This window comes from Streptomyces sp. G45 (assembly GCF_049542095.1).
Classification (GTDB): Bacteria; Actinomycetota; Actinomycetes; order Streptomycetales; family Streptomycetaceae; genus Streptomyces.
Window position 1 is genome coordinate 8,778,401 of record NZ_JBMUZU010000001.1, and the last position, 26,181, is coordinate 8,804,581.

Below are 26,181 nucleotides of genomic sequence, written 5' to 3' on the forward strand. Positions count from 1 at the left end.
CGCGAAGAACCCCGGAAGGGAAAGCCATGCCTGACGACCCCCGCGTGGAGTCTCACGTCGTCCGTGGACCGCACGGCAAGCTCATCGACGTCCACCGGCCGCCGGAGGCCTCACCGTCGGCGCCGACCGTGCTGCTCTGGCACGGCAGCGGCCCCGACGAGCGGGACGTCCTGCGCCCGCTCGCACGGGCGGTCGCCGCCCACGGCCTGCCGGTGTTCGTCCCCGACTGGCGCTCCGACGCGCCGGACCGGGGCCGGGCGCACCTCCTGGACTCCCTCACGTTCACCCGCGGGCAGGCCGCCTCCCACGGCGGCGACCCCGACCGGATCGTGCTCGCGGGCTGGTCCGCGAGCGCCCCCGCGGCCATGGGCATCGCGCTGCGCCCCGAAGCCGTGGACGGCTGGCGGACCGCCGCGGTCGTCGGCATCGCCTCGCGCTACGACATCCCCGCGCGCACGACCGGGACGAGCCCCACGGACGACCTCGCCGCCCCCGACGCGGCCGCGCCGGTCCCCGTGGCCCTGGTCCACGGCACGGACGACACCGTCCTCGCCGTCGAGCACACCCGGACCTTCGCCGCCGCGCTCGGGGCGCGGGGGTGGTCGGTCGCCCTGGCGGAGCCGCCGACCGACCACGCGGGCGCGGTCATGACCACGTACGACCCTCAAGCGGGCCGCTGCGTCCCCGCGACGGGCGGCCACGCCCTGGACGCGGGGACGCTGACGGCACGGGTCATCGCGCGCGCGGCGGGAGTTCGGTGACCGCGGCCAGTTCGGCGCGGACGAGCGCGGCCACCTTCCGCACCTCGTCGCTCTCCAGCATCTCCCAGTGGTCGCACGGCAGCGGCTCCACGCGGTAGCCGCCCCCGGCGCGCCGCCCCCAGAACTCCCGCACCTCGGTGCGGTAGGCCTCGGGCACCTCCTCCTCCATGGCCTGCACGAAGACCGTCCTGGCCGGGGACGGCGGCGGCGCGTACGCGGCGATCGCGGCCCGGTTGTTGTTGTAGACCTGGAAGTAGCGCTCGATCTGCTCGTCCTCGATGCCGGGGTACATGCCGTTGAACCGGACGAGCTTGTCGCGGAACTCCGCCATGCCGACCGGCGCGACGGCCGCGCGCGCCTCGGTGTCCTCCGAGCCGGGCGCGTCCAGCAGCACCACGCTGAGGCGGGAGTGGCCCGCGGCGGCGAGGCGGCGGCCCAGCTCGTGGGCGACCAGACCGCCGAACGACAGGCCGACGACCACCAGCGGGGAACCGTCGAGCAGCGGCTCGGCCAGCTTCTCGTACGCCTCGGCCATCGCCTCCACCGTCGGCAGGAACGAGCCGCCCGCGTGCAGCCCCGGCGCCTGGACGCCGTACACGCCGACGGAGTCGGGCAGTTCCTTGGCCAGCGACAGATAGCAGAACGCGGTGCCGCCCGCCGGGTGGACGCAGAGCACCCGCGCGCCGCCGTCGCCCGGACGGAAGGCGATCAGGTCGCTGGGCGGCGCCCCGGACGTGCCGCGGCGCAGCCGCTCGGCCAGGTCCTCGATGGTGGGATGCAGCAGCACGTCGCGCACCGGCAGGTCCTCGCCGAGTTCCTCGCGGACGGCGTGCGCGAGCTTGATGGCCGAGATGGAGGTGCCGCCGACGTCGAAGAAGCTGTCCCGGATGCCGAAGTCGGCGGTGAGCAGCACCCGCCGCCACAGCTGGTAGAGGGACCACTCGACGTGGTCGCGCGGCGTGGTCTGGTTGACCTGACCGGCCGGGGCGAGCCGCGCCTGCGCCACCAGGGCGGCCCGGTCGAGCTTGCCGTTCGGGGCGAGCGGCAGCCGGTCCAGCGTCAGGAACAGCGACGGCACCAGGTACGTCGGCAGGCGCTCGCCGAGGAAGGCGCGCAGCTGCCGGTCACCGGGGCCGCCCGCGGCCGGGTCGGCGGGCACCAGGCAGGCCAGCAGCCGCGGGGCGCCGTGCTCCTCGCTGACCACGACGGCGGCCTGGGCGACGCCCGGGTGCTCGACGAGCACGGCCTCGATCTCCGCGGGCTCGACGCGTACGCCGCGGACCTTCGCCTGGTCGTCGGCGCGGCCCACGTACACCAGCTGCCCGTCGGCACCCCAGCGGGCGAGGTCGCCCGTGCGGTACATGCGGGCGCCGGGCGGCCCGTACGGGTCGGCGACGAACCGCTCGGCGGTCAGGGCCGGGCGGCCGTGGTAGCCCCGCGCGACGCGGCCCGCCACGTACAGCTCGCCGACCGCGCCCGGCGGCAGCACCGTGAGCGCGGGCCCGAGGACCCGGGCGCGCATGTTGCCCAGCGGGGAGCCGATGGGCGTGGCGGCGGTGTCCGCGAGGTGCTCGTCGGCGGTGAACGCGGTGGCGTAGAACGACTCGGTCTGGCCGTAGGCGTTGACCACCCGGGCGCCCGGGACGGCCTGCCGGACGCGCTGGACGAGGGCGGCGGGCAGCGCCTCACCGGCGAGGACGACCGAGTCCGCGCGGAGCGCGCCGTCGCCGAGCTGGTCGAGGAGTTCCCGCAGGACCGACGGCACGGTGCTGATCAGGCCGCCGCTCCAGCCGCCGCGCTCACCGACCGTCAGGACGTCGCGGACCACCTCCACGGTGCCGCCCGCGGCGAGCGTGGTGAGCACCTCGAAGGCGGACACGTCGAAGTTGACCGACGTCGCCGCCAGCGTGCGCGTCGCCGCGGTGACACCGGTGGCCTCGGCCAGGCGCAGCACGCCGTTGACCAGCGTGCCGTGCGTGACGGTCACGCCCTTGGGGGTGCCGGTGGAGCCGGACGTGTACATCACGTACGCGGCGTTCCCCGGCCGTACCACCGGCAGCTCCGCCTCGGGCCCGGCGGCCGCGAAGTCGACGTCCTCCACGCACAGGACGGGCACCGCCAGGGCCTCGGGCAGCACGTGGGCGGTGGCGGTGCTGGACAGGACGAGGGCGGGGCGGGCGTCGGCCAGGATGTGGCCGAGGCGCGCGCTGGGGTAGGCCGGGTCGACGGGCAGATACGCCGCGCCCGCCGCCAGGACGGCGAGCATGCCCACGACGAGGTCGGTGGTGCGGGGCAGCGCCAGGCCCACCACGGTCTCGGGCCCCGCGCCCCGGGCGACCAGCTCGCGCGCGAGCCGCGTGGTGCGCGCGCCCAGTTCCGCGTACGTCAGCGTCGCGCCGTCCCCGGTCACGGCGGTGGCGTCCGGGCACAGGGCGGCCCGCTCGGCCACCAGGCGGGTGACGGTCCACGGCGGCACGTCGACGCCGGTGGCGTTCACCCGCTCCAGCGGCCTGCGTTCGGCGTCGAGGAGCAGGTCGAGGCGGGCCAGCGGGGCGTGCGGATCGGCGGCGACCTGCTCCAGGATCCGGGCCAGCCGGGCGGCGAGCGCCTCCACGGCGGCCCGGTCGAACGCCCCCGGCCGGTACTGGAAGTCCATCCGCAGGTCCGGCTCCGCGATGATGGTCAGCGGATAGTGGGTTCCGGAGACCGCCCGCGTACCGGTGACGGTGATCCCGGCGGCGGCGAGCGCCGCGGCGAGCCGGGGTCGGTCGACCGGGATGGACTCGAAGACGAGCATCGTGTCGAAGAGCGTGCCGAGCCCGGCGGCCCGCTGGATCTCGCTGAGGCCCTGGTGATGGTGGTCCAACAGGACGGCCTGGCGGTCCTGGAGCGCGGTGAGGACATCGGCGAGGGTGTCGTCGGCCGCGTACCGCACCCGCACGGGAAGGCCGTTGACGAACAGGCCCACCATCTCGTCGACGCCCGGCACTTGCGGCGGCCGCCCCGACACCGTGGTGCCGAACACCACGTCCTGACGCCCGGTCAGATGCCCGACGAGCAGGCCCCACGCGCCCTGGAGCAGCGTGTTCAGGGTGAGGCCCAACTCGGCTGCCCGGTCCTGGAGTTCGCGGAGCGTGCGGGGCGGCACGCGCAGCTCGACATGGCCGGGCTCGGCGCGCTCCACGGTGGCGGGGGCGGGCCCGGCCAGGAGCGTCGGACCGGTGAGTCCCGCCAGCTCCCGCGCCCAGGCGCGCGCCGCCGCCTGCCGGTCCTGGCCCGCGAGCCAGTCGAGGAAGGCCCGGTAGGAGCGCACCGGCGCCAGCTCCGAGGCGTCGCCGTCGGCCGCGTACAGCCGCAGCAGGTCCGTCACCAGCAGCGGCATGGACCAGCCGTCGAACAGCACGTGGTGGGCGGACAGCAGCAACGCGGCGCGGTCGGCGCCCATCCGGGCCAGCGTCATCCGCAGCAGCGGCGGCCGTGCCGGATCGAACGGCACCGCGCGGTCCTCGGCGATCAGCCGCTCCACGGCCGCGTCCCACCCGGCGGCGTCAAAGTCACCGGGGTCACCGAGGTCACCGGGGTCGCCGAGGCCCCTGAGGTCACCGGGGCCGCCGGAGTCATGGAGGTCAGCGAGGTCGACGACCCGCCACGGCAGGGCCACGCCGTCGACGACGAGCTGCACCTGCTCGCCCGCCGCGCCCGTGGTGAACGCGGTGCGCAGCGCGGCGTGCCGGTCGAGCAGCGCCTGGGCCGCCTTGCGCATCCGCTCGGCGTCGACGGCGCCGCCGATCCGCAGCACGAAGTGCACGTGGTAGGCGTCGTAGGAGACGTTCGCCAGGCTGCTCTCGAAGAGCAGCCCGGATTGGGCCGCCGTCACCGGCCACACGTCGACGAGGCCCGGATACGCCCGCCGCCAGCACTCCTCGTCCGCCGGGTCCACCACGACCAGCGGGCCCTCGCGGCCCTCGGTGCCTGCCGGTGCGGGCGGGCCGGTGTCCGGGCCGGTCGCGAGCGCGGCGAGGCGGGCGACCGTGCGGTGCTCGAAGATGAGGCGGGGCGTGAGCGTGACGCCGTGCGCGCGGGCCCGCGACACGACCTGCACGGAGCGGATGCTGTCGCCGCCGACGGCGAAGAAGTCGTCGTCCACGCCCACCCGCTCCAGGCCCAGGACCTCGGCGACCACGGTGGCGAGCAGCTCCTCCGCCGCCGTGGCGGGCGCGCGGTACGCGGTGCCGTCCGCGCTGTCCGGGCCCGGCAGGGCCGCCTTGTCGAGCTTGCCGTTGGGCGTCAGCGGCAGCGCGTCGAGCAGCACGAACGCGGCGGGCACCATGAACTCGGGCAGCCGCGCGGCGGCGAACCGGCGCAGCTCGGTGACCCGCACCCCGCCCTCGGTCGGCACCACATAGCCGACGAGCTGCGCGCTGCCCCGGTTGTCCCGCACCGCGACGACCGCGCGGGACACCCCCGGGTGCCGGGCGAGGGCGGCCTCGATCTCGGCGGGCTCGATGCGCAGGCCGCGCACCTTGACCTGGTCGTCACCGCGGCCCAGATACTCCAACTGGCCGTCGGAGCACCGCCGTACCAGGTCCCCGGTGCGGTACATGCGGGCGCCCGCCGGGCCGTACGGGTCGGCGACGAACCGCTCCGCGGTCAGCCCCGGCCGGTTGCGGTAGCCCCGCGCCAGCGACGGCCCCGCCACGTACAGCTCGCCCGGAGTGCCCGGCGGGACGGGCGCGAGGCGCTCGTCGAGGACCCGCAGGCGGACGTCGGCGGCGGCCGTGCCGATGGGCGCCGGGCCGGACGTCAGCGGGGCGCTGAGCGTGGCGCACACGGTGGTCTCGGTCGGGCCGTAGGCGTTGACGAAGCACCGCCCCGGCGCCCAGACGGAGACCAGTCCCGGTGGGCAGGCCTCACCCGCCACCGTCAGCGCCCGCAGCGACGTCAGCGTCCGCGCGGCCTCCTCCGGCAGGGTCGCCACGACGCTCGGCGGCAGCGTCACATGCGACACGTTCCGCTCGGCGAGCACCTGGTACAGGTCGTCGCCCACCAGGCGCCGCTGCCGCGGCACGATCAGCGCGGCCCCGCTGGTGAAGGCCTGCACCAGCTCGCCGAACGCGGCGTCGAAGCTGGGCGAGGCCACCTGCAGGACCCGCGAGCCGGGAGCGATCGCCAGGCGTTCGCGCTTGGTGGCGCTGAACGCGGCGAGCCCCGCGTGGGTGACGGTCACGCCCTTGGGGCGGCCCGTCGAACCGGACGTGTAGATCACGTACGCCGGGTGGGCGAGCGACAGCGGGACGCGCGGATCGTGGTCCGGGGCCCGCCGCAGGGCGGCCCGCGCCTGCTCGCCGTCGACGGCGACCACGTCCACGGGCAGCCCGCCCGGCAGCTCGTTCAGACAGTCCTCGGTCGTGAGGATCGCCGCCGGTGCCGCGTCCCGCACCATGTACGCGATCCGGTCGGCCGGATACTCCAGGTCGACCGGCAGATACGCGGCCCCGGCCGCCAGCACGCCGAGCGCCACGGCCACCTGGTCCGCGCAGCGCGGCATCGCCACGCCCACCAGGTCCTCGGGCCCGACCCCCCTGCCGATCAGCCAGTGCGCGACCCGGTGGGCGCGCGCCCGCAGCTCCGCGTACGACCACACCGCGCCGTCGGCCTCCACGGCTGGCGCGTCCGGGGCCCGCCGCACTCGGTCGGCGAACAGCTCCGGGAACGTGGCCGGTTCGACCCGCGGCGGGGCCGGTGCCCGCTCGGCGGCCAGGAGGGCGCCGCGCTCCTGCCCGGTGAGCAGGTCGGCGTAGCTGATGCGGTGCGACGGGTGGGTGACGGCCGTGGTGAGCAGCCGCTCCCAGCGGGCGATCAGCGTCTCGACCGTCGCCGCGTCGTACAGCTCGGTGGAGTACTCCACGCCGATCTGGATGCCCGCGGGGCGCGAGCGGTCCGCGTCGAAGGTCTCACTGAGGCTGAACAGCAGGTCGTAGCGGGCCGTGCCGGTGCCCGCGAACTCGACGCCCACCTCCAGGCCGGGCAGCTCGAAGCGGCCCTCCTCGTTGTTCTGGAGCACCAGCGCGATCTGGAAGAACGGGTGGTGGGACGTGGAGCGCCGCGGGTTGAGCCTCTCCACCAGCGCGTCGAAGGGCACGTCCTGGTGGGTGTAGGCGGCCAGGCTCGCCGCCCGGACCCGCGCGAGCAGCTCGCCGAACGTCGGATCGCCCGAGGTGTCCGTGCGCAGGACGAGCGTGTTCACGAACAGGCCGACGAGGTCCTTCAGGTTCTCGTCGGTGCGGCCCGCGACGCCGCTGCCGATCGCGATGTCGTCGCCCGCGCCCAGCCGGGTCAGCAGCGCGGCCATGGTGGCCTGGAGCACCATGAACGGCGTCGCGTCCGCGGACCGCGCCAACTCGACCACGCCCCGGTGGAGTTCCGGCCCGAACGACGCGGTCAGGACGGCACCGCTGTAGTCCAGGGCGGCCGGTCGCGGCCGGTCCCCGGGCAGCGTCGTCGTCTCCGGAAGACCGGCCAACTGCCGTGCCCAGTAGGCGTACTGCTCGTGGAACAGGCTCTCCGGGTCGTCGGGATCACCGAGCAGGTCCCGCTGCCACAGCGCGTAGTCCGCGTAGCTCACCGGCAGCGGCTCCCACCGCGGGGCGGCGCCGCCCGCGCGGGCCGTGTAGGCGGTGGCCAGGTCCCGGGCGAGCGGGGCCGCCGACCAGCCGTCCCCGGCTATGTGGTGGATCACCAGAGCCAGGACGTGCGCCCTCTCGCCGGTGCGGAACAGGCTCGCCCGTACGGGCGCCTCGGCCGCCAGGTCGAAGGAGTGGCGGGCGCTGGCGGCGACGGCCCGGGCCAGCTCGTCCGCGCCGCCCACCCGGCGCACCGCCAGCGGCGGCCGGGCCCGCTCCGGCGCGAGGACGTGCTGGTGGGGCCTGCCGTCGTCGCCCTCGCGGAACACCGTGCGCAGCGTCTCGTGCCGGGCGACCACGTCGTGCAGCGCCGCCTCGAGCGCGGCGACGTCCAGGGAGCCGTCCAGGCGGAGCACGAACGCCATGTTGTACGTCGGCGACGGGCCCTCGTACTGGTGCAGGAACCACAGGCGCCGCTGGGCGAAGGACAGCGGCAGCCGCTCGGGCCGCCGCTCGGCGCGGGTCAGCGCGGGCCGGGGCCGGGCACCGCCGTCCAGGTGCGGGGCCAGCGCCGCGACGGTGGGGTGGGCGAAGAACACCCGCAGCTCGACCTCCGCGCCCAGGGCGGCGCGGACGCGGCTGATCAGCTTCGTCGCGAGCAGCGAGTGCCCGCCCAGGGCGAAGAAGTCGTCGTCGATGCCGACCCGCGCCACGTCCAGGACCTCGGCGAACAGATCGCACAGCAGCTCCTCGCGCAGCGTGCGCGGCCCCCGGCCGCCCGTCCGCGCGGAGAAGTCCGGCGCGGGCAGCGCCCGCCGGTCCAGCTTGCCGTTGGCGGTCAGCGGCACCGAGGCGATCGCCACCACCGACGCGGGCACCAAATGCGCGGGCAGCCGCTCCTGGAGGTAGCCGCGCAGCGAGCCGACGAGCACCCCGATCTGCGTCGCCGCGGCCGGGTCGCTGGCCAGCCGCTTGTCGCCGCGCCCCGACGGCACGTACACACCCGTCAGGGCGCGGGGGGTGACGGCGGCGTCGGCGAAGACCAGCGCGTCGAAGCAGTGGCCCGTGCTCGCCCAGGTCAGCACGGCGTCCCAGCCCCGTGCCCGCGCCCAGTCCGCGACGTCCCGCGGGTCGAGCGCCGGGTGCCCGGCCGGGGCCGCCATCTGCTGGGCGTCGACGGCCAGGGCGACCTCGCCGCCGACGCGGGCGTTGGGGATGCCGGTCACGCGCAGCACCGGCTCCCGCCGGGCGCGCACCAGGCCCTCCAGGTCCCGCAGGTCGGCCACCTGGCCGCCCCAGGCCACGGCCGGGGCGGCGCTGACGTCCTCGACGGGGGTGCCGGGCGCGTGCAGGACGATCTCGTAGCGGTGCCGGGTGAGTTCGTTGTGCGCCGCGCCGGGCTTCAGGCGGATGTCGACGCCCGCCGCGCCGTGGCGCTCGGCCCAGCGGTGGAACCACTCGGGGTCGAGGACCAGTTCGGGCTCGGTGAGCATGGCCCGCTCGATCGCGGCCCGCGCCGCCGACGGCCCGTCCGCCGGGTGCTGCGCGTGGTGCACCCCGGAGGCGAACAGGTGCAGCGAGCCCGCGTTGCGCACGTCCCCCACCAGGACCCGCCCGCCCGGCCTGAGCAGCGTGAACGCCTGGGCGAGCACCCGGTCCAGATAGGCGGCGTGCGGGAAGTACTGGACCACCGAGTTCAGGACGACCATGTCGAAGTGGCCCACCGGGAGCCCGCTCACATCGTCCGCGTGCTGATGGCGCAGCGTGACCCTGTCGGCGTACCCGGCCTCGGTGACGTCCCGCGCCAGGCGCTTGATGACCTGCGAGGACAGGTCCGTCGCCCAGTACTCCTGGACATGGGGCAGGGCGCGCGCCATCAACAGGCCCGAGCCCGCGCCGAGTTCGATGACGCGCTCCGGCCGCCAGCGGGTGATCTGCCGCACCGCGGCGTCGCGCCAGTCCCGCATCTCGTCCAGGTCGATCGGCTCTCCGGTGTAGCTGGAGTTCCAGCCGGTGAAGTCCTCGCCCCACCGCCCCTCGGCGGGGGCGCCGTAGACGTCGTCGTAGATCTGCTCCCACTCGTCGACCTGCTGCTCGGCCCGCGCCACTTGCCGCGTGCCGTCCAGGTCCGGCACCACGTACGCCACCAGGCGCCGGTCGCCGTCGGTCTCGTGGACCGCGACGACCGCCCGCGCCACGGACGGGTGGTCGGCGAGCACCGCCTCGACCTCGCCGGGCTCCACGCGCAGGCCCCGGATCTTGACCTGCTCGTCGGCGCGGCCCACGTACGCCAACTGGCCGTCGGAGCGCAGGCGTACCAGGTCCCCGGTGCGGTACACACGGGCGCCCGGCGGGCCGTAGGGGTCGGCGACGAACCGCTGTGCGGTCAGTGCCCGCCGGTCGTGGTAGCCGCGGGCCAGGGAGGGGCCCGAGATGTACGCCTCGCCGACGGCGCCGGGCGGCACCGGGGCGAGCCGGTCGTCGAGGACGCGGACCACACTGTCGGCGACGGGCGTGCCGATGGGCGCGTCGGCCGTCGTCAGCGCGTCGCTGAGGGTGGCGCACACGGTGGTCTCGGTCGGGCCGTAGGCGTTGACGAGGTGCCGCCCCGCCCCCCACCGCGCGGCCAGGCCCGGTGGGCAGGCCTCGCCCGCGACGGTCAGCACCCGTAGCGCGTCCAGCGCGTCAGCGGCCTCGTCGGGGAGGGTGGCGACCACGCTCGGCGGCAGCGTCACATGGGTGATGGCCCGCTCCGCGAGGGCCCGGCGCAGGTCGTCGCCGACCACGCGCCGCCGCCGGGGCACCACCAGCGCCGCCCCGCTGGTCAGGGCCTGCACCAGCTCCCAGAACGCCGCGTCGAAGCTGGGCGAGGCCACCTGGAGGACGCGCGAGTCGGGCCCGACGCGCAGGCGTGCGCGGAGGGTGGCGCTCAGCGCGGCGAGCCCGGCGTGGGTGACGGTCACACCCTTGGGGCGGCCCGTCGAGCCGGACGTGTAGATCACGTACGCCGGGTGCGCCGGGTCGAGGGCGCTGTCCGGTTCGGTGTGCGGGGCCTGCCACCACGCGGCGCGGACCTCCTCCGTGTCGACGGCGACCACGTCCACGCCGAGCCCCGGCGGCAGTTCGCCGACGGAGTCCGCCGTCGTCAGGACCACTGCCGGAGCGGCGTCCTTGACCATGTACGCGATCCGGTCCGCCGGATACTCCAGGTCCAGGGGCAGCTGGGCGGCGCCCGCCTTCAGCACGCCGAGCGCCAGCGCGACCTGCTCCGCACAGCGCGGCATCGCCATGGCCACCAGGCTCTCGGGCCCGACGCCCCGCCCGGCCAGCCAGTGCGCGATCCGGTTGGCCCGGGCGTCCAGCTCGGCGTACGACCAGGCCGCGTCGGCGGACTCCACGGCGAGGGCGTCCGGCGCCCTGTGCACCTGGGCGGCGAACAGCTCGGGGAACGTGGCCTGCTCGACGGCGGGATGGGCCGGGGGCACGGTCAGGGCGGCGCGCTCCTCGGCGGTGAGCAGGTCGGCCCGGCTGACGCGCTGGGCGGGGTCGGCGACGGCGGCGGCGAGGAGGCGCTCCCAGCGGCCGAGCAGGGTCTCGACCGTGGCGGCGTCGTACAGCTCCGTGGAGTACTCGGCCGTCAGGGCGATGCCCGCGGGCCGGGTGCGGTCCTCGAAGGTCTCCGTGAGGCTGAGCATCAGGTCGTAGCGGGCCGTTCCGGTGCCGCGGTCGTCGACGCGGGCGCGCAGTCCGGGCAGCTCGTAGACGGCGTCCTCGTTGTTCTGGAGGACCAGCGCGATCTGGAACAGCGGGTGGTGGGACGTGGAGCGCCGCGGGTTGAGCTTCTCCACCAGGGCGTCGAAGGGCACGTCCTGGTGGGTGTAGGCGGCGAGGCTGGTCTCGCGGACCTGGGCGAGCAGCTCGGCGAACGTGGGGTCGCCGGAGGTGTCCGTGCGCAGGACGAGGGTGTTCACGAACAGGCCGACGAGGTCCTTGAGGTTGTCGTCGGTGCGGCCCGCGACGCCGCTGCCGATCGCGATGTCGTCGCCCGCGCCGAGCCGGGTCAGCAGCGCGGCCATGGTGGCCTGGAGCACCATGAACGGCGTGGCGCCGGAAGCGTGGGCCCACTCCACGACGCCCCGGTGCACCTCGGGCGCGAGCGAGCGCCGGATCCTGTCGCCGCTGTAGTCGAGGGCGGCCGGTCGCGGCCGGTCCCCGGGCAGGGTGGTCGTCTCGGGGAGACCGGTCAACTGCCGTGCCCAGTAGGCGTACTGCTCGTGGAACAGGCTCTCCGGGTCGTCGGGTTCGCCGAGCAGGTCCCGCTGCCACAGCGTGTAGTCCGCGTAGCTCACCGGCAACGGCTCCCACTCCGGTGCCCGCCGGGCCGCGCGGGCGCGGTACGCGGAGGTCAGGTCGCGGGCGAGCGGGGCCAGGGACCAGCCGTCCCCGGCTATGTGGTGGATCACCAGGGAGAGGACGTGCGCGCCGTCGCCGGTGCGGAACAGGTGCGCGCGCAGGGGGAGGGCGGCCGCCAGGTCGAAGGGGTGCCGGGCCGCCGCGGTGAGGCGCCCGGCCAGCTCGGCCTCGCCGTCCACCGGGCACGGCGCCAGCGCGATCCGGTGGCCGTCCTGGACCTCGTCGACACCCAGGACGCGCTGGTACGGCTCGCCGTCGGCCTGCGGGAACACCGTCCGCAGCGTCTCGTGCCGGGCGATCACGTCGTGGAGGGCCGACTCCAGCGCGGCCACGTCCAGGTCACCGTCCAGGCGCAGGGTGAACGGCATGTTGTACGTGGGCGAGGCCTCGTACTGGTGCAGGAACCACAGGCGCCGCTGGGCGGGCGAGAGCGGCAGCCGCTCGGGGCGCCCGGCACGGCGCGTGAGCGGCGCCCGGGCGCGGGCGGAGCCGTCCAGGTGCGGGGCGAGCGCGGCCGCCGTGGGGTGCGCGAACACCGTCCGCAGGTCGACCTCGGCGCCGACGGCCGCACGCAGACGGCTGATCAGCTTCGTCGCGAGCAGCGAGTGCCCGCCGAGGGCGAAGAAGTCGTCGTCGGCGCCGACCCGCTCCAGGCCGAGCACCTCCGCGAACAGGCCGCACAGCAGCGCCTCCCGGGGGGTGCGCGGGGCGCGGTCGGTGGTCTGCGCGGCGAAGTCCGGCGCGGGCAGGGCGTGCCGGTCCAGCTTGCCGTTGACGGTCAGGGGCAGCTCGGCGACCGCCAGGACGGCGGCCGGGACGAGGTGGGCGGGCAGCCGCTCCTGGAGGTGCCCGCGCAGCGAGCCGACCAGGGCGTCGATCCGGGCGGCGGCGCCCGGGTCGGTGGCGAGCACCGCGCCGGGGCGTCGCGACGGCCGATGCGTGCCGGTGAGGGCGCGGCCCGTGACGGCGGCGTCGGTGAAGACCAGCGCGTCGAAGCGGTCGCCGGTGCGGGACCAGGTCAGCAGGGCGCTCCAGCCGTGGGCGGCGGCCCAGGCGGTGAGCTGGTGGGGGTCGAGGGCGGGGGCGTGGGGTGCGGGCGGGGCCGGTATGGGCGGGTCCGCTATGAGCGGGCCCGGTAGGAGGGGGTCCGCGGCGGCGGGGGAGGGTGCCGTCGCGGGCCGGTCCACGAGGCGGGCACCGGCGGCCAGCGCGAACTCGTCCGCCACGCGGGCGTTGGGGACGCCGGTCACGCGCAGCACCCGCCCGCCGTCGGCGCCGCGCACCCGCTCCGCCAGCTCGCCCAGGTCCGTGACGTCACGGCCCCACTCGACCGCCGGGGCGCCGCTCACGTCCTCGGCCGTGACGCCCGGCTTGTGCAGCACGACCTCGTAGCGGTGCCGGGTCAGCTCGTTGTGGGCCGCGCCGTCCTTGAGGCGGACGTCCACCCCGGCGGCCCCGTGGCGCTCGGCCCAGCGCGCGAACCAGTCGGGGTGCAGGGCGAGTTCGGGGTCGGTCAGGACGGCGCGCGCCACCGCCGCCCGCAGCGCCGACGGCTCGGCGCCCGGCCCGTCCGGCGCCTGGGCGTGCCGCACTCCGGCGTGGAACAGCGGCAGCGTGTCCGCGTTGCGCACGTCGCCCACCACGATCCGCCCGCCCGGCGCGAGCAGCGCGAAGGCCCGGGCCAGGACCCGGTCCAGGTAGGCGGCGCCCGGGAAGTACTGGACCACCGAGTTGAGGACCACCGTGTCGAAGTGCCCCTCCGGCAGGCCGCTCATGTCGTCGGCCGCCTGGTGGCGAGGCCTGAGCCGGTCGCCGTACCCGGCCCGCTCGGCCTCGCGGGAGAGACGGGCGACGGCCGTCGCGGAGAGGTCCGTCGCCCAGTACTCCTCGACGTCCGGCAGCAGGCGCGAGGCCAGCAGGCCGGACCCGGCGCCGATGTCGAGGATCCGCCGCGGCCGCCAGGCGGCGATCTGCCGGACGGCGGCGTCGCGCCACTCCCGCATCTCCTCGGGGTCGATGGGGGCGCCGGTGTAGCGGGAGTTCCAGCCGGTGAAGTCCTCGCCCCAGGCCGCGCCGGACGTGGCAGGGACGTGGTCGTGCCCGTGAACCTGGTCGTAGACCTGCCGCCACTCCTCGACGAGCCGCCGCTCGGGCTCGCCGCCGTGCCCGGGCTCGCCGCCGCCCCCGGGCCCGCCGTCCCTGGCGGCCGGGCCGGACTCATCGGCCGCGGGTCCGGCCTCCGCCTCGGGCACCACGTACGCCACCAAGTGCCGCTCTCCCGCGCGGTCCTGGCGCAGGACCACGGCGGCGCGGGCGACGCCGGGGTGCTCGGCGAGGGCGGCCTCGACCTCGCCGGGCTCGATCCGGAAGCCGCGGACCTTCACCTGGTCGTCGGTGCGGCCACGGAAGGTGAGACAGCCGTCCGCCGCGCGGGACACCACGTCGCCCGTGCGGTACATGCGGGCGCCGGGGCGGTCCGCGAAGGGGCAGGCCACGAAGCGCTCGGCGGTCAGGGCGTGGCGGCCCGGGTAGCCGCGGGCCAGGCCCGGGCCCTCCAGGTACAGCTCGCCGGGCTCGCCGTCCGGCACCGGGGCGAGCGCCGCGTCCAGGACGTGCGCCCGCACGGCGGCCATCGGCTGCCCGATCGGCACCACGTCACCGACCTCGTCCGCCGCGGTCACGGGGTGCAGCACGGCGGCCACGGTCGCCTCGGTGGGCCCGTACCCGTTGACGACCGTCAGGCCCGGGCAGGCGTCGAGGACGCGTGCCACCGCCGCCGGGGACGGCGCCTCCCCGGCCGGGCAGACCTCGCGCAGCCCGGCGAAGGCCCTCGGGTCGTCGTCGGCGATCAGCGCGAACAGGGCCGCCGTCAGGGTCACCTGGGTCACGCCGTGCTCGGCGACCGCCGCGGCGAGCACGGCCGCGTCGAGCCGCCCGGGCGGGGCGAGCACGACCGTGCCGCCGCCGAGCAGCGGGATCCACAGGTCGTAGGTGGAGGCGTCGAAGGCCAGGGTGTTGTGCATCAGGAGCCGCTCGTGGTGCCCGACGGCGAAGGCGGGGTCCGCGGCGAGGCCGACCACGCCGCGCTGGGTGACGGCGACGCCCTTGGGCCGCCCCGTGGAGCCGGACGTGTACATCACGTACGCGATCTGGTCCGGGTGCGTCGGCGGCCGCGCCGCCAGCCGGTCAGCGGCGGCCGCGGCGAGGTCGGCCGCGGTGCCGGGCGCGTCCAGGACGAGGCGGGCCGTGCCGTGCTCGGGCAGGTCACCGGTGGTGCGGGCGTCGGTGACGAGCAGCGCGGGCGCGGCGTCGTCGAGCAGGAACCGCAGCCGCTCGGCGGGGTGTTCGGTGTCCAGGGGCAGGTAGAGCCCCCCGGCCTTGAGGACGGCCAGGACCGCCACCACGTACGCGGCCGACCGGGGGAGCGCCACGGCGACGACGGACTCCTGCCCGACCCCCCGCGCGCGCAGCACCCGGGCCAGCCGGTTCGCCGCCGCGTCCAACTCCCCGTACGTCAGCGGCGCGTCGCCCCCGCCGACCACGGCGGGCGCGTCCGGGGCCGCGTCCGCCCACTGCTCGAACCGCCCCGCGACGGTCAGCTCTGCGGCGGCCGGGGAGGCGGACGGGTACGTCGGGACAGCCATGCGGGCACGCTCCTTACTGTGGCCGGTGAGGCCTCTGCGGCCACTGAGGTAGGTGGCGACGCCACGGACCATAACGTCCGGGTCAGGCCGCGCGGAAGGCTCGGTGATCATCTTCGGGGCGCTACTCCCCGGTACGCCGACATGCCTCGCGGCCCGGTTCGCCGGGTGCGCGTGGGCCCTGACAGGGAGATGCGGAACAAGGGCTTTGGGGTGGAGCGGGTATCGGCCATCCTCGATCACGCCGGGACGGGACGGCGACGACGTGACCCCGGGCGGTCAGAGCGTGGTGCGGATGTGCTGGTGGCCGTGTTCGACGGTGACGCGGTAGTCGCCCCAGGTGGGCCAGCCCAGTTCGGCGTAGCTGGTGGGGCGATCGCGTTGGCCGCGTACCTTCATGAAGTCGACGGCGCCCACGAAGCGGCCGTGGGCGCGCCCGTGCCCGTCGGCGGTCAGGCGGGCGAGGCCGTCGCAGCCGAAGGGCGTGTCGAGCGGGGCCAGGAGCACGCCGCCGGGCCGGAGTTGGTCGAGCAGGGCCTGCGGGAGGCGGCGGAAGGCCGCGGTGGCGATGACCCGGTCGTACGGCGCGCCCGGCGGGTGGCCGCCCTCACCGTCGCCGACCACGAGCCGGGGCGCGCAGCCGACGGCGCGCAGGGCGACCCCGGCATGTGTGGCGAGGGCCTTGTCGATCTCGACCGACGTGACGGCGCCCGCCCCGACGCGCCGCGCCAGCAGGGCCGTGCCGTACCCCGTGCCGGTTCCGATCTCCAGGATCCGCTCGCCCGGCTGCGGGTCCAGGTGGCGCAGCATCGACACCACGACCGCGGGGCAGGATATGGACCCGGTGAAGTCGGTGCGGTCGGTCGGCCCGTCGGGGAGTACGGCGCCGTCGGCGATCTGCGTGATCAGGGGGACCCGGGCCCGGTAGACCGACCGCAGCCACTGCCGTGGCCGCAGGCCGCGGTCGAGGAGCGGGAACAGGCCGTCCTCGGCGCTCCGGTGGGGCCACCACACCCGGTCGGGCACGAACACCTCGCGCGGTACGGCGAGGAAGGCCTCCCGCAGCCAGGGCCGTTCGCGGAAGCCGGTGCCGAGCCGGTCGATCTCCTCGGCGCACTCGGCCCGCAGCCGCTCCGCGATCGCCCTGGCCGCCGTGTCGGCCACTACGTCCCCGGCTCGCCCGGCGGGGGGTCCGCCTCCGGTGGGTCCTCCAGCTCCTCCAGCTCCCCGGGCAGGCCCGCCTCCTGCGGCATGGGGTTGCCGGGGTCGCCCGGTGCGGAGTACTCGCCGCCGACCTGGCCATTGCTCTGCTGACGGTGTGTCATGGCCCCCTCCTCGACACCACTCGTCCTGTGAGTCTGCGCGTGACCACCGCTTGATCGCCACACCGCCTGACGCCGGGGCGTGCGCCCGGGCGGTCACCGGGGGTGAAGGAGCGGCCCTCGCGGCGTACACAGCGTCGACCTGCCCGACACCGCCGTGGCCCGCGCGGTCGCCGTCGACGAGCCGAACGACCAGGCGGGCGTCCGCCGGGACGCGCTGAGGACCGCCGCCTGGTGACTGGGGCTCGGTGAGTGAGGCCCGGTGCCTGGGGGGCCGGTGGGCTGAGCCCGCTGGCCGGTGCCTACCCGCTCGCCGAACGGATGGTTGGCTGGTGGTGAGCTGGGGGCGTGTGTGACGCTGTCCGCGCCCACCGAAGCCGCTCGCGCCGCCCCGGCGCTATCCGCGCGCGATGTCCCGTACGACACGCAGCGCGGCATCCACGTCCCGCGGCGAGTTCATGATCCCGGTGCCGATGCGGGCGTACCCCAGGCTGTCGTTGTACAGGGACGACAGGCGGACCTTGCGTTCGGCGGCCATGGTGACCACGGCGGCGCCGGGGTGGTCGCGGACGCTGAAGCAGGTGATGCCCGCGGACATGCCGGGATCGGCGGGCGTGTGCACCCGCACGCCGGGGATGCGGGCGAGCCCCCGCTTGGCGTGCGTGGACAGCTCCGTGATCCGCGCGGCGACCCGGGCGCGGCCCAGGGTCTCGTGGAACGCCACGGACACCGGAAGGGCGAAGGCGTGCTCGAAGGCGAGGAACCCGCCGGGGGACAGCGCGGCGGTGCCCTCGCGGGCGATGAAGCTCGCGAACGTCGGCCGCACCTGCTCCACCGCCCACGGCGCCAGCCACACCAGGCCGGTGCCGCGCGGGCCGAGCAGCCACTTGTGAGTGCCCGCGACCACCGCGTCGGCGCCGAGGCGCGCGGCGTCGGCGTCGACCGCGGCCAGGCCGTGCACCCCGTCGACCACCAGCAGACATCGGTCGGAGTCCCCGCGGCCCCGGTTGGCCTCTCGCACCACCTCGGCGATGCGCTCCACCGGCATCCGCACCCCTGTCCTCGACTGCACCCAGGTCACGCCGAGCACGCGGGTCGTCGGGCGGAGCTGGGCGCGGATCGCGCTCACCACCTCGTCGGCCGTGGCCCGCGCCGAGTCGGCGAACCACGAGGGCACGATCCGCAGGACCGCCCCGTGCTTCTCCGCCGACAGCCGGGCGGCACCCCGGTGCACGTCGTGGTCGTCCTCGCTGAGCAGGAACTCCTGGCCGGGGCGGGTGACCACCCCGTTGTAGACCACGCCGAGGCCGACGGTGGTGCTGGCCACGAGGGCGAGCTGCCCGGGCTCGCCCCCAGGTACCCGGCCAGGGACCGCCGTACCCGGTCCCAGCCCGTGGGGCCGTCGGGCAGCGTCAGCTTCGACGGCAGCAGCATGGGGTCGGCGTCGAGCTGCCGGGCCAGGTGCGCCACGGCCTCGCGCACCGCACGCGGCTGCGAGGCCAGGTAGAACGCGGCCAGGTGGACCCAGCCGGGGTCGAGGCGGAACTGCGCCCGCACCGCGCCCCAGTCCGGCCGCCCGTCCGCCCCGAGCAGCCGTCTCGCACCGGCGTCCGTGACCGCCTCCGCGGTCCGGCCTCCCCACGCGGCGACGGCCGCGGATCCGACGGCACCGGCCAGCACACTTCTCCTACGCACCTCTGCACCCCCTGGGGTCACGACGATCGAACGTCGAGGTCACCACGCGGGGCGCGGTCCGGATGCGCCCGCGCGCCGGGTCAGCGTAGCGCCGCCAATATGGTCAAAGAGGGTGTAGGCGGTTGAGTTGGCCGATACTGCGCCAAGAGGGCGGCCGCCCACCGGATCGAGGGGACAGGGGTTCCGGTGGGCGGCCCGTAGGGGTACGGGCGGCTACAGCAGGGCCAGGCCCGCGGTGAACCCTCCCGCCCCGCACACGAACCAGCCGGTGAGCGGGCGCCGGAGGGCCGTCGCCGCGAGGGCCGCCTGGGCGGGGACGACCCCGCCGAGGAAGAGCACCGCGGCCACGGTGCCCAGATCCAGGGGCGCTCCGGCGGCGGCCCACCCGGCGGCGGCCGCGGCGAGCGCCGCCGCCAGATGGCCGTAACCGACGTCGGTGAGCCGGGGCCAGTCACCGGGGCGCTCCTGGCGGCGGCGGACGATCCGGTAGCGGATCAGCAGGGCCAGCTCCGCCAGCAGGACGGCCGTCGCGATGGCTTCGACGAGCATGGTGGTTCCTCGCGACTCCTTCGTGACCTCAGAACTTGCAGTTCTTCTTGATGCCCTCGATGCCGAGCAGCGCTCCGACCATCTTGCGGAACGACGGCTCCATCTTGCGGCGCTTGGAGTAGTTGTAGATGAGCTTCGCCGTCTTCTTGAAGCCGATCCTCTTGGCCAGGCGCACGGCGGTGATCACGCGCTTGGTCGACCCGGCCGGGGTGAAGCCGAGAACGAAGGGCGCCACGCCGTACACGCTGCACTTGACGATCTTCTTGGTGGTGGACCACCAGGACGGGTCGATCACGATGGGGAAGGCGCTGTCGGCGCCGAACTCGACGTGCTGGACGAGCTTGTTGCCGACCACCTTGTAGCTGGTGGGCACGTCCTTGCCGTTGGCGTCCTTGGCCCACGGGGCGTCGAAGAAGCCCGCCGCCTCCTTCGTGGGCGCCTTGTCGCCGTCGTCGTCGCCCGCGGAGTACAGGGACACCGAGCCGTCGTCGTGGGTGACGGCCTTCATGCCCGCGGGGAGCACGAAGCCGGTCTCGTAGTCACGCGGCGCGGAGGCGTTCTTGATGATGTTCAGCGTGCGCGAGCCGCCGTCCGCCGTGGGCTGCACGACGGTGTCGACGGGACCGGACGAGGTGTAGACGACGTTGCCGCCCACCCGCGTTCCCTTGGTGCTGCCCCCGGGGATGGTGAGCCTGTTCGGCATCAGCTCGTTCTTGATGTCGATGCCGTTGTTTTTACCGTCCCAGGGCACGGAGACGGTGTTCTCGCCGGTCGCGGCGATCGAGGCGTACGTGTCGTCGGAGGCCGTGGCCGCCGTGATGTCCGCGGCGTCGGAGTACAGGTTCGCCAGGCCAAGGGCGTTCTCGGCGGCGGTGGGCTTCCAGGAGGTGTCGACGGTGAAGCGGACCGGGTCCGACCAGCCGTTGGCGTAGTGCGTGCCGTCGAAGGTGGTGGTGCGGAAGCTGTAGGTGCGGCCCGAGACGAGCTTGCCCGCCGGGACCCGCAGGCTGGAGGTGCTGTTGGCGGGCACCGGGGCGGCGTTGAGCGTGGCGACGACCTCGCCCGTGGCGGTGTCGGTGATCTCGTACGTGCCGGTGATCTTGTCCTCGCCGTTGGTGTCGACCGTGGAGAACCGCAGCGTCGGCGTGGTCGAGTTCACCTTGAAGATGCCGCCCTGGGAGACGAACGGCGTACCGGCCTGGAGGTTGGCGCCGTTGTAGGGCCGGTAGTTGTAGGTGACTTCCAGGGTCGGGACCTGGTCCTGGTTGGGGGCCTCGGAGGAGTAGAAGCGCTTCCAGGCGTACGTGTCGTTCTCGTCCGCCGCCTTCAGGGCTATGGAGCCCTGCTCGGCCTTGGCGGAGGACCAGGTCTGCGCGAGCTTGGTGACGTCGGCGCTCACCCAGCCCGCGTTCGAGCACGTGGCCGACTTGGTGTCGGTGGAGCTGGCGACCTTCTCCCGCAGCACCGGCTGCTTCGTCCAGCGGGTGTTCTTGTCCGCCGGGTCGGCCGCCCACACCTCCCAGCCGCGCTTCTCGCACGACCAGGAGTGGTAGTTCCACATCTTCAGCGTCGCCTTGGACACCAGGGAGTCGGCGAAGTTCGAGGTGCGGAACGTCAGGAAGGACCGGGCGGTGCGCTTGGTGGAGCCCGCGTGGTCGCCGGGCCAGCCGATCTTGAGGTCGGTGCTGGCGGACTGGTCGGTGGTGTCGCCGCCCTGCACGAAGGTGTCGAAGAGCGTGTCGAGGGCGTCGGTCGCCGGGTCGATGGTGACCGGGTACTGGGTCTTGGGGTCGCTCAGCCACGCGGCGTCGGGGGTGAGGGTCAGCTCCACGGTGGTGCCGCGCTGGGTGACCTTCATGTCGACGGGGTGGCTGTTGGCGCGCTCCAGGGACTTCTTGTCGACGGTCGAGTCCCACATCACGGGCGCGGGCATCAGCATCCGCTCCGTGCCGTCGGCGTCGGCGAACGTCACCGATCCGTCGGCGTTCTGCTTCGCCGTCACCCCGTCCGGGACCGTCATGGGCAGCACGATCGGCGCCCCGTCCTCGGGTGCCTTGTTGAGGCGCAGGAACTGCTCGAACCCGGTGCGGGTGGACTCCACGATCAGGTCGCCGCCGGGGACGGCGCCCCGGTAGGTGGCGACGTTCCCCTTCAGGGTCGGCGCGGGCAGGCCGCCCTTCCAGCGCACGGCCAGCCGGTCGTCGCCGGTGCCGAGGGTGACCAGGTCGCGCGCCTTGGACGCGGGGGCCTCGGCCGCCGCCGCCAGGGAGCGCGCCGGGGTGCCGCCGCGTCCGGCCAGCTCCAGCTGCTTGGGGTGGGCCTTCGCCGCCACCTCGCCGTCGCCGGTGGTCTTCAGGTCGACGTCGACGTCCACCCACTGCCCGTCGCGGATCATGCGGATCGGGCCGGACGCCATCTCCCGGGTGAGGGTGCCGTCGGGGTTGGCGTACACGGTGTCGGTCTCGGTGCGCAGCTGGAGCACCTCGACCCTGCGGTCCTGGACGGCCGCCGCGGTGAGACCGGCCTCCACGCTCTCGGCCTCCTTGATGGGATGGGCCTTGAAGGTCTCCAGGACGTCCTTGAGTTCCGACTCCGCTCGCGCCTGATCGCTCCCGGCGGCGGACGTGCTGCCCTCCGGCGCCGACTTGGAGATCGCGTGCGGCGTGGAGATTAGGACGGCGCCCACCGTCACCATGGCCACGCCTGCTGTTCGGGCACGCCAGTCGTACTTCACTTCATAACTCCCAAAAAACCTAAAAGGCCTAAAAACAAGGCAGGACAACGGATTCGGACGCCGTCGCTCGACTCACCGCCGACCCCAGGGCGGGCAGGGCCGTCAGCGGCCCGCGCGCCTGACGCGGGGGTGAGGTGATGTCCTCGGAAACAGAGGGGATTTCTCAGAAACAGGGGTCCTTGGTGGCCCGACGGAAACCGCGGTACGGGGGCGGCTTCGCGCCGCCCGTCAGCGTGACCGTCCCCGGGGCGGGACAGGGGAAACGACGGACGTGTTCTCCACGTCGAGTCATGAATATCCCTCTCCCCGAAAAAGCCAGAAAGCCGCGACGGGACCACGCACCATGGGCACACCATGATCGGCGCCGTCGAGCCATCGAGCACCCTGCCACACGTGACGAGAGGACCGGAAGAAATACCGCCGATCCCGGCGAAATACGGGACCAAGGTCCCGGGCGCATGAGTGTCACCACCCATGCCCACGGCCTGCCGCGACGTCTAGGATCGGCGCATGGGGATCACCTACGCATGGCGCGGCGCCTTCGACGACGACGCCCTCAACGCCCTGCACGGCCAGGGCTTCGACCACGCGCCACTGTCCATCGGCTGGTGGGAGCAGGTGCGGCGGCACAGCCTCGGCTGGGTCGTCGCCCGGGAGACCGAGGAAACCGGGGGGCCCGGAGAAACGGGGGCAGCCGGAGAAAACGGGGCAGCGGGAGAAACCGGGGCAGCCGCAGAAAACGGGGGAGCCGGAAAAGCCGAGGGCGGTGGCCGACTCGTCGGATTCGTGAACGTCGCCTGGGACGGCGGCGTCCACGCCTTCGTCCTGGACACCCTCGTCGACAGGGAGTTCCAGCGCCGGGGCATCGGCACGAAACTCGTCGAGGAGGCCGTACGAGGCGCCCGGGCGGCCGGATGCGAATGGCTGCACGTGGACTTCGACGACGAACACCGCACGTTCTATGTGGACGCCTGCGGATTCCAGCCGACGGACGCCGGACTCATCGCGCTGTAACCGCCCGCCGGGCGAACCCATCGCCCGACCCGCCACGCCTCGGAACGAGTACGGCGACGAAGCGCGACCACGTGACCTGGGGGCGCCCGATGCGTGCGCCCCCGCCCGTGTGTCAGCTTCCGTCCTGCGACGCCGTGGCCGTCTCCACCGCCGACGGCTCCGGCGCCCCGTCCGCCCCGGCCGCCGCCTCCGGCCCGCGCCCCGCCCCGCGCCCGAGCAGCGCGACCGCGGCGACGGCCGCCACCACGCCCGCGGCGACCACCAGCACCCGGAAGTCGACGACCGGCAGCAGGCCCGCCCCCAGGGCGAGGAACACGGAGTTGGGCGCGAGCAGCAGGGTGTTGGCAGTGCCCGCCACCCGCCCCAGCAGCTCCCCGGGGGTCTCGCGCTGCACGGCGGTCAGGGCGGCGATGAGCACGCACGGCAGGCCCGCCCCGATCAGCACGCTCGCCGCCAGCGCCACGGGCGTCGACGGCACCGCGCGCAGGGCCACGCCGAGCGCGAACAGCAGGATCCCGGCCGCGGTGAACACCCGCTCCGGCACCCGCCGCAGCAGCGCCCCGGCGAACAGGCCGCTGACGACCGAGCCCGCGCCCTGCACCGTGTACAGCACACCGGCGAACGCGGGCGCCCGGTCCAGGCCGGAGTCCACGACGGCGTAGATGGCCGCGCCGTTGACGCCCGCCATCGCCATGGTGATCGCGCCCGCGAGGACCAGGCGCCACAGCACGGGGTGGGTCCGCAGGAAGCGCACGCCCTCGGCGGCCTGGGCGGTCCACGGCTGTCGACCGGCGCGCTCCGGGCGGGGCTCGTCGACCCGTACGAGGGTGAACGCGAGGGCCGCGACGGCGAACGTGGCGGCGTCGAGGAGGGCGACGCTCTCCCCGCCGAACTGGATGAACAGGCCCGCGCCGAGCAGTGGGGCGAGCAGCTTCATGCCCTCGTTTGCGGTGGTGCGCAGGCCGTTGAAGTCGCCGCGCAGATCCTCGGACACGGCCGCGGCGACCAGCGCCGCCTCGGCCGCGTCCATCAGGACGATGGTGACGCCGTACACGATCAGGACGGAGAACAGCAGCCACATCCCGTCCTCGGAGTCCACGAACACGAGGGTGGGCAGCAGGGCGGCCATCGCCACGTTCGACCAGATCAGCAGCGGCTTGCGGCGCACCCGGTCCGCGACCGTGCCGAGCAGCGGGCCGAACAGCGTCGGGGCCCACACGCAGAACGTGGTCAGGGCGGCCAGACTGTCCGAGCCCGTCAGGGACTTGGCCCACACACCGGCCGCCAGGGCCATCGCCGAACTGCCGAAGCCCGAGACCACCACGCCACTGAGGTAGAACGCGGCGTTGCGCTCGCGCAGGACGCGACCCACGCCCCAACTCATGCTCTTCTCCTGCCTGTTGCGTTGCCTAGCGTAGGGAACGTACCGGTCCGCGAGCCGCGGCGCGCGATCTTCCGCGAAGCGCGGCGCGGCCCGCCGGTCAGCCGTGCTTCGCCAGGTGGTGGGCGAAGCGCTGGGCGTGCTCCGTCAGGTCCTGCTCGATCCGGCCGGGGACCGGCGGGTCCGGCTCGGTGAGCCGGGCCACGATCAGCACCGGCGCCGCGCACCGCGCCACCTCGTCGCGGACAATGGCGGCGAACCGCGCCGCGTCGTCGGTCTCGACGGCGCGGGTGTAGCCGCAGGCCAGGGCCCAGGCGGTCAGGTCGGCGCGGCGCGAGGGCACGGTCTGGCCGCCCGTGGAGGCGTACGCGCCGTCGTCGAGGACCACGTGCGCCAGCGGCAGTTCGGGCAGGGCACCCGCCGTGACCAGGCCGACCGGGTTCATCAGGAGGCTGCCGTCGCCGTCGACCACGACGGTGGGGCGGCCCGTCTCGCGGGCGACGCCGATGCCGATGGACGAGGCGAGGCCCATCGAACCGGTCATGTAGAAGTGGCTCGGCCGGTCGTCCAGGTGGCGCGCGATGCGGCAGGCGTAGCCGGTGGTGTAGACGATCGGCTCGATGGTGGTGGCCGCGAGGACGGCGGCCACGGCCTCGGTCTTGTTCATGCCCGCCACCCGAACGCGGTCGGTTCCACCAGCAGCGCGGCGGGCCCGCGCTCCACGTGCACCACGTGCCGCAGCCGCTCCAGGTCGACCGGGTCGGCGAGCGTCACCGCCGGGATGCCGAGGGAGTCCAGGAGCGGTGCGGTCAGGCGTCCCATCACGGTGTTCTCCGGGGTCGGGTCGGGGTCCACACCGCGCAGGCTCACCACGAGCAGCAGCGGGATCCGGTACGGCACGACGAGGGAGGCCAGGGCGTTGACCGACTGCGCCAGGCCGGAGTTCTGCATGAGCACCGCCGGGGCGCGCCCGGCGAGGGCGGCGCCCGCGGCGAGGCCGACGGCGTTGTCCTCGCGGGCCACGGTCAGCAGGCCCGCGCGCTCCTCCAGGGTGCGGTAGAGGGGCGCGAGGATGCCGCACGGCGTGCCGAAGAACGGCCCGAAGGACGCGGTCAGGTCGTCCGCGAGGCGCTCGGCGAGCGGCGCCCGAACGGCCGTGGCGGTCACTGGTCGACCTCCAGCAGATGCTCGTAGAGGCGGTTGATGAGATCCATGACGAACCCTTCGGGCCAGCGGCGGAAGTAGAAGTGGTCACCGGGGAAGATCCGGGAGGTGAACGGGCCCGCGGTGTAGGCCCGCCAGGCGTCCAGGGACTCCTGGTCGAGGTCGATGTCCTCCTTCGAGCCGTACGCGACCAGCGGGCAGGACAGCGGGTCGGCCTCGAGGCGGCGGTAGTTGTCGCTCATGATCAGATCGGCGCGGATGGTGGGCTCGACCAGCTGCCACAGGTCGCCGTCGGTGAGCACCTCGGGGTCGGTGCCGCCCATGTGCTCCAGGGCCGAGCGCAGCGTGGCGTCGTCCATCGCCGAGTACTGCCTGCCGGTGACCAGCAGGTGCGGCGGACGGCTGCCGGAGACGACCACGCAGCTGGGGACGACGGCGAAGCGGTCCCGCAGGACCAGGGCCAGCTCATAGGCGACCGAGGCGCCCAGGCTGTGCCCGAACAGCGCGAAGGGGCCGTTGAGGTGCGGGCCCAGCTCGTCGGCGATGTCCGAGGCGAGGACCCGCGGGTCGTCGGGCACCGGGTCGGCGGCCCGGCCCTCGCGCCCGGGCAGGCGCAGCGTCTGCGCGTCCACGGCCCCCGGCAGCAGCGGCTGCCAGCTGTCGTACGACCGGCTCCCGCCGCCCGCGTACGGCAGGCACAGCAGCGGACGGCGGCGGGCGCCGGACCGGGGCGGGCGCGGGAGCAGGGACAGGGCTTCTGGTGGGGCCACGGCAGTCCTTTCGGGTCACGGCGGCAGGGGCAGGACAGCAACGGGCGAGCCGTCAGGGGCGGGGGCGTCAAGGGCGGGCGTCACGGGCCCGGCGGCCAGGTCGCGGCGGCGTGC

General features: G+C 74.9%; 12 protein-coding genes. 2 read left to right on the plus strand and 10 right to left on the minus strand.

Annotated features, from left to right (window positions below; all coding sequences use genetic code 11):
• The first annotated feature begins 26 nt into the window (after positions 1-26).
• A complete protein-coding gene (locus ACOBQU_RS37410; RefSeq protein ID WP_423633676.1) occupies positions 27-761 on the plus strand; it encodes an alpha/beta hydrolase in 735 nt (244 codons plus the stop codon).
• On the opposite strand, the gene ACOBQU_RS37415 is transcribed toward ACOBQU_RS37410, so the two are convergent.
• The 6 genes from ACOBQU_RS37415 to ACOBQU_RS37440 all read right to left on the minus strand — a co-directional run bounded on the left by ACOBQU_RS37415 (position 733) and on the right by ACOBQU_RS37440 (position 21,738).
• A complete protein-coding gene (locus ACOBQU_RS37415) occupies positions 733-15,441 on the minus strand; it encodes an amino acid adenylation domain-containing protein (RefSeq protein ID WP_423633678.1) in 14,709 nt (4,902 codons plus the stop codon). The genes ACOBQU_RS37410 and ACOBQU_RS37415 overlap by 29 nt on opposite strands.
• 276 nt (positions 15,442-15,717) lie before the next feature.
• Positions 15,718-16,602, minus strand: coding sequence for a methyltransferase domain-containing protein (locus ACOBQU_RS37420; RefSeq protein WP_423633680.1), 885 nt, complete (start codon positions 16,600-16,602; stop codon positions 15,718-15,720).
• The gene (locus ACOBQU_RS37425; RefSeq protein ID WP_423633682.1) at positions 16,602-16,763 is read right to left on the minus strand and encodes a hypothetical protein; all 162 of its coding nucleotides are present in this window, start codon (positions 16,761-16,763) and stop codon (positions 16,602-16,604) included. Before ACOBQU_RS37425 ends, ACOBQU_RS37420 begins: the two co-directional genes overlap by 1 nt.
• A 394-nt stretch (positions 16,764-17,157) precedes the next feature.
• On the minus strand, positions 17,158-18,087 hold the full coding sequence (locus ACOBQU_RS37430; RefSeq protein WP_423633684.1) for an aminotransferase class V-fold PLP-dependent enzyme: 930 nt from the start codon (positions 18,085-18,087) through the stop codon (positions 17,158-17,160).
• Between the two features lie 581 nt (positions 18,088-18,668).
• A complete protein-coding gene (locus ACOBQU_RS37435; RefSeq protein ID WP_423633686.1) occupies positions 18,669-19,004 on the minus strand; it encodes a hypothetical protein in 336 nt (111 codons plus the stop codon).
• 28 nt (positions 19,005-19,032) lie between these two features.
• The gene (locus ACOBQU_RS37440) at positions 19,033-21,738 is read right to left on the minus strand and encodes a DNRLRE domain-containing protein (protein WP_423633688.1); all 2,706 of its coding nucleotides are present in this window, start codon (positions 21,736-21,738) and stop codon (positions 19,033-19,035) included.
• A gap of 510 nt (positions 21,739-22,248) precedes the next feature.
• On the opposite strand from ACOBQU_RS37440, the gene ACOBQU_RS37445 reads away from it, so the two are divergent.
• On the plus strand, positions 22,249-22,752 hold the full coding sequence (locus tag ACOBQU_RS37445) for a GNAT family N-acetyltransferase (protein WP_423633690.1): 504 nt from the start codon (positions 22,249-22,251) through the stop codon (positions 22,750-22,752).
• Between the two features lie 112 nt (positions 22,753-22,864).
• On the opposite strand, the gene ACOBQU_RS37450 is transcribed toward ACOBQU_RS37445, so the two are convergent.
• From ACOBQU_RS37450 to ACOBQU_RS37465, 4 genes are all read right to left on the minus strand, one after another.
• Positions 22,865-24,136: an MFS transporter gene (locus ACOBQU_RS37450; RefSeq protein ID WP_423633692.1), complete on the minus strand. Its 1,272-nt coding sequence runs from the start codon at positions 24,134-24,136 to the stop codon at positions 22,865-22,867.
• Positions 24,137-24,233: 97 nt separating this feature from the next.
• Positions 24,234-24,800 (minus strand): thiamine pyrophosphate-dependent enzyme, encoded by a 567-nt coding sequence (locus tag ACOBQU_RS37455; protein ID WP_423633694.1) that lies wholly within the window; start codon positions 24,798-24,800, stop codon positions 24,234-24,236.
• Positions 24,797-25,300: a thiamine pyrophosphate-binding protein gene (locus ACOBQU_RS37460; RefSeq protein ID WP_423633696.1), complete on the minus strand. Its 504-nt coding sequence runs from the start codon at positions 25,298-25,300 to the stop codon at positions 24,797-24,799. Before ACOBQU_RS37460 ends, ACOBQU_RS37455 begins: the two co-directional genes overlap by 4 nt.
• Positions 25,297-26,067, minus strand: a complete 771-nt coding sequence (locus tag ACOBQU_RS37465; RefSeq protein ID WP_423633698.1) for a thioesterase II family protein — start codon at positions 26,065-26,067, stop codon at positions 25,297-25,299. Before ACOBQU_RS37465 ends, ACOBQU_RS37460 begins: the two co-directional genes overlap by 4 nt.
• Between the last annotated feature and the right edge of the window lie 114 nt (positions 26,068-26,181).